This is a genomic window from Plesiomonas sp. (assembly GCF_051650925.1).
GTDB lineage: Bacteria > Pseudomonadota > Gammaproteobacteria > Enterobacterales > CAMTGL01 > Plesiomonas.
Genome location: NZ_JBOFRH010000021.1, coordinates 1 through 4,140 on the forward strand (window position 1 = coordinate 1; position 4,140 = coordinate 4,140).

The 4,140-nt window shown below is 43.0% G+C and carries 5 protein-coding genes; 2 read left to right on the forward strand and 3 right to left on the reverse strand.

What is annotated here, in order from left to right; all coding sequences use genetic code 11:
- Together ACRC27_RS00480 and ACRC27_RS00485 are read left to right on the forward strand one after the other, a co-directional pair.
- Nucleotides 1-223, forward strand: a 223-nt coding sequence (locus ACRC27_RS00480) for an EAL domain-containing protein (protein WP_438638826.1), incomplete at its 5' end; no start/stop codon positions are given.
- A gap of 133 nt (nt 224-356) precedes the next feature.
- Nucleotides 357-800, forward strand: a complete 444-nt coding sequence (locus ACRC27_RS00485) for an HIT domain-containing protein (protein WP_438621657.1) — start codon at nt 357-359, stop codon at nt 798-800.
- Between the two features lie 137 nt (nt 801-937).
- Here ACRC27_RS00485 and ACRC27_RS00490 read toward each other — a convergent pair whose 3' ends face one another.
- From ACRC27_RS00490 to ACRC27_RS00500, 3 genes are read right to left on the reverse strand one after another with little or no spacing between them, the layout of a single operon-like run.
- Nucleotides 938-1,180 carry a FeoC-like transcriptional regulator gene (locus ACRC27_RS00490; RefSeq protein ID WP_438621656.1) on the reverse strand — a complete coding sequence of 81 codons (243 nt, stop codon included), beginning with the start codon at nt 1,178-1,180 and terminating at the stop codon, nt 938-940.
- Nucleotides 1,177-3,459, reverse strand: a complete 2,283-nt coding sequence (gene feoB / locus ACRC27_RS00495; protein ID WP_438621655.1) for a Fe(2+) transporter permease subunit FeoB — start codon at nt 3,457-3,459, stop codon at nt 1,177-1,179. The genes ACRC27_RS00490 and feoB overlap by 4 nt, the downstream gene beginning before the upstream one ends.
- Nucleotides 3,456-3,689: a FeoA family protein gene (locus tag ACRC27_RS00500; protein WP_438621654.1), complete on the reverse strand. Its 234-nt coding sequence runs from the start codon at nt 3,687-3,689 to the stop codon at nt 3,456-3,458. The genes feoB and ACRC27_RS00500 overlap by 4 nt, the downstream gene beginning before the upstream one ends.
- Between the last annotated feature and the right edge of the window lie 451 nt (nt 3,690-4,140).

Below are 4,140 nucleotides of genomic sequence, written 5' to 3' on the forward strand. Positions count from 1 at the left end.
GAAAATAGACCGCACATTTGTCAGCGGATTGCTCAATAGCGCAGGCAGTGATCGTGTGATTAACTCGGTTATTCAACTGGCCATCAGTTGCCAAGTTCCTCTCGTTGCTGAAGGTGTTGAAAATGCACAAGAAGCTGCATGCCTAGCACAACTGGGCGCTCAAAAAGCACAGGGCTACTACTTTGGTCGCCCTATGCCATTAGAAGAGTGGGAACTCAAGTAATAATGCTAGCAATAGTGCAGAGAGATCTGACAAGTTAAACACACCCCAGATAGCCAGACAAAACAGATTCAGAACTCAGACCATAAACTTGTTATGCTCATACAGGTCTTTTCCGTTAAGGGATAAAATAGCAATGCTGCCACATTCAGATTTTTTACTGCACCCCCGACTAGCTGCCGATACCACCACATTAGGTTTTTTCCCGTTATGTCAGGTATTATTGAGTAAAGACAGCAATGTACCTTGGCTTATTCTTGTTCCCAAACGAGATAACATCAAAGAAATTCACCATCTAACCCATGCAGAGCAAATGCAGTTAATGCAAGAGTCGAGTGCTCTCGCTCAAATCATTGAACAAATATACACCCCTGATAAATTGAATATAGCCGCAATTGGTAATATGGTTCCTCAACTGCATATTCACCATGTTGCCCGTTTTCAGCAAGATGCTGTCTGGCCAGCACCTATCTGGGGTAATTTAACCAGCAAACTGCGCAGTGCTGATGAGCAAATCCAAGCCAGCTTGCCGCTTCTTGAACAGCTAAACCAACTGACTGATTTTGTACCTGCCAAATAAACATATCGGTACATACAGACTTTGCTAAGGCAATAAAAAACGCCAACGTTGTCTCCTTCGTTGGCGTTTTACTCTTCACAAAATTGACAACTAAGTAGCACTAAAGCAGTCTACAAATCTGTATCAGTATTTAAGAATCAGTGTTTGACCACTACGGCAATACCGTCAGCCTCAAGCCAGCGATAATAGACCTCTTCACTTGCTCCACAACAACCGCCGCTGCAAACACATTGCGTCTCTTTTGCTATCCGACCTTTGCGTAACCATACCTGTAACATGGCATCAATACCATCTTCACTGGTCGCAAACTGCTTGGCCAGATCACGACGCGTAATACGCCCTTGAGTCTGCAAAGTTTCCCGTAACGTCTGTAAAATCATGCTAATTTTACCTCACGTGGTTGCTGATTTTTACCCATAATGCGCAATACAACCATGACGGCCAATAGCAGACCACCGGTAATACTCAGCCACAAAATACTCTCTGCAGGATGCAGTGAAAAATGCATCACCTGATAGAACCAAGTCCCCACAACGTAGGCCAAAAGCATGGTCCAACCGGCAACAAATAGTGCCCAGTTACGTCCTACTTCCCGCACAAATGCTCCCATCGCCGCAACACAAGGTGTATACAGCAATACAAACAGAAGATAACTGAACGCGGCTGCGGGGCCAGAGAAGTTCTGTGCCAGCTTATCAAATGTTGATGCATTAACCTCTTGTGCTTGTGCCGCAGCAGCACGGTCAGTGGTATCACCAACATTAATATCCAGTGGGTCAGCTAAATTGATATTTAACAAGTTTTCAGGAATTGTCAGCAGTGCTTCTTTAAATGAAGCAAAGAAATTGTATTCACTACTATCAGAGGCAGTTTCACCGCTGTAAAGCGCATTTAATGTGCCGACTACCGCTTCTTTAGCAAAAATACCGGTAATAATTCCGACTGTTGCAGGCCAGTTATCTTTTTCCACGCCGATAGGTGCCAATACTGGTGTCACTTTTTTTGCAACCTGAGCCAAAACTGAATGTTCGGTATTTTGGTTACCAAATGATCCATCAACACCCAATGAGTTAAAAAAGCCAAGTGCAGCAACAACAATAACAATGGTTTTACCGGCACCAAAAACAAAGTTTTTCAGTTTTTGCCATGTTTTCAAGACAATATTACGCAGTGTTGGCCACTCATAATCAGGCAAATCCATTACAAAACTTTCACTACTCCCCGGTAGTAACGTATTACGCAGCAACAAACCGGTAAAAACGGCGATCAAAATCCCGACAAGATACAGTGCAAAAACAATATTTTGAGCTGAATGTGGGAAAAACGCCGTGGCAAACAGTGCATAAACAGGTAAACGAGCGCCACAAGACATAAATGGCGTCATCATGACCGTTAATAGACGTTCACGCTCTTGTGTTAATGTACGGGTTGCCATAATAGCAGGCACATTACAACCAAAACCGATGACCAAAGGAACAAATGAGCGCCCAGGTAAGCCAATTTTTTGCATCAGTTTATCCAGCACAAATGCAGCACGTGCCATATACCCCGAGCCTTCCAGTACGGCCATAAACAGATACAGACAACCGATCACCGGAATAAAGGTCGTTACTGTTTGAATACCTGCACCAAAACCATCGGCTAATAGTGTCACTAACCAAACAGGCAGGATACCATCAAAAAGATGATGTGTTCCGTCGACTAATAGAGCCCCCACCGAAATATCAAAGAAATCGATAAATGAACTACCCACCTTAATCGAGAACATAAACATCAGGTACATTACCAATAAAAAAATTGGCAAACCGAGGTACCGGTTTAAAACGACCTTATCAATTCTCTCACTGGTTTTATGGCTAACAATACCAACATGTTTACGTACTTTCTGGCACTGCGCATGAATAAAGCTGTACCGCACGTCGGCAATTTGTAAATCAGTATCAACCTGACTCTCTAATCGTACTATTTTTTGGTGCGCAATATCTTGTTGCTCAACACCTAAGCGTTTTTCAACCAGACGATCTCTTTCCAGTAATCGTAATGCTAATGATCGGGTACTGGCCTGTTCATTGAGCGGGCACAACACTTCCAGATCACTCAGAACAGATTCAATATCCAAACCATAATCAAGTTTTAATGTAGAAGGTTGAACCCCTTGAGCGAGCAGATCAGCCAACTCACTGCGAAAACGGTTAACCTGACGCTGATTATGAGCAGAAATAGCAAAAACTGGGCATCCGAGTATTTGGGATAATAAAGGCACATTCAATTGCTGACGATTACGCTCAAGTGCATCAGTTTTGTTTACCACCACCACAACTGGGCGGCCGGTTTCAATCAGTTGCAGTGTCAGATACAAGCTACGCTCTAAAGCAGAAGCATCAACAATATTTAAGATGACATCAGCGGGGATAGACTCAACCACAATCGTTGCTAGTTGCTCATCTTTACCGCTATCAACATTATCGCCTGATAACGCATACACACCGGGCAGATCGGTAATTTGCAGTTTATGAGCACCAACACTGCATGACCCTACCTTCTTCTCAACGGTTACCCCACTCCAGTTACCCACTTGTTGCCGAGCACCGGTTAAACCATTGAATAACGAGGTTTTACCGCTATTAGGGTTCCCTACCGTTAATAAGGAGAAATTCATGCTAACACCTCAACATCAATACCCGCGGCTATTGTTAAACGCAGAGCAATATTTACACCACAAATCTCAATCTGTAGAGGATCCCCAAGTGGAGCAAAACGCACCACACTGATTTCACTTGAAGGTAGAACCCCTAAAACCATCAATTTTTTACGCAGTGGACGATCTAAGCGCTGCATGTTCATCACTCGCGCCTTATCGCCCACACTCAAATCAGCCAGTGTCTTCATTACTATCGCCAACGCTTAAATAAGATAGATTATCATTATCATTATTCTACGTGTTTTATAGCAAGCTTTTTTTGCTACGGATCAACATTTCCCCGCTCTTAACAGTACTCGCAACAAATTAGTTAAGATGAGTAACATCACAACGCATTGATTATGCAATATGTCTCGCACAATTAAACATTAAGTCACATCATTGTGATATTTAAGTTAATCGGCAGATAATAAGCTGCTATAACAAAGGTCTGTTGACGCGTAGTGTCACCTCAGTTTACGCATTCATCATAACTGAAAGACCATTTTATCAGAGAGGGTGATGTCCACATCACTCTCCCGGCAGCAAGCGAAGGTGTCTTTGACACCCGTGGCATCACCAAACGGTATGCCACGTTAATTTTTTATTACCTGCCAAATACTTATCTATTTTATCTGCATAAATAAAACCGAATAACCG

Coding starts and splice junctions, on each gene's coding strand:
- feoB (WP_438621655.1), bottom strand. CDS start 3,459: ATGAATTTCTCCTTATTAACGGTAGGGAACCCTAATAGCGGTAAAACC.
- ACRC27_RS00485 (WP_438621657.1), top strand. CDS start 357: ATGCTGCCACATTCAGATTTTTTACTGCACCCCCGACTAGCTGCCGAT.
- ACRC27_RS00500 (WP_438621654.1), bottom strand. CDS start 3,689: ATGAAGACACTGGCTGATTTGAGTGTGGGCGATAAGGCGCGAGTGATG.
- ACRC27_RS00490 (WP_438621656.1), bottom strand. CDS start 1,180: ATGATTTTACAGACGTTACGGGAAACTTTGCAGACTCAAGGGCGTATT.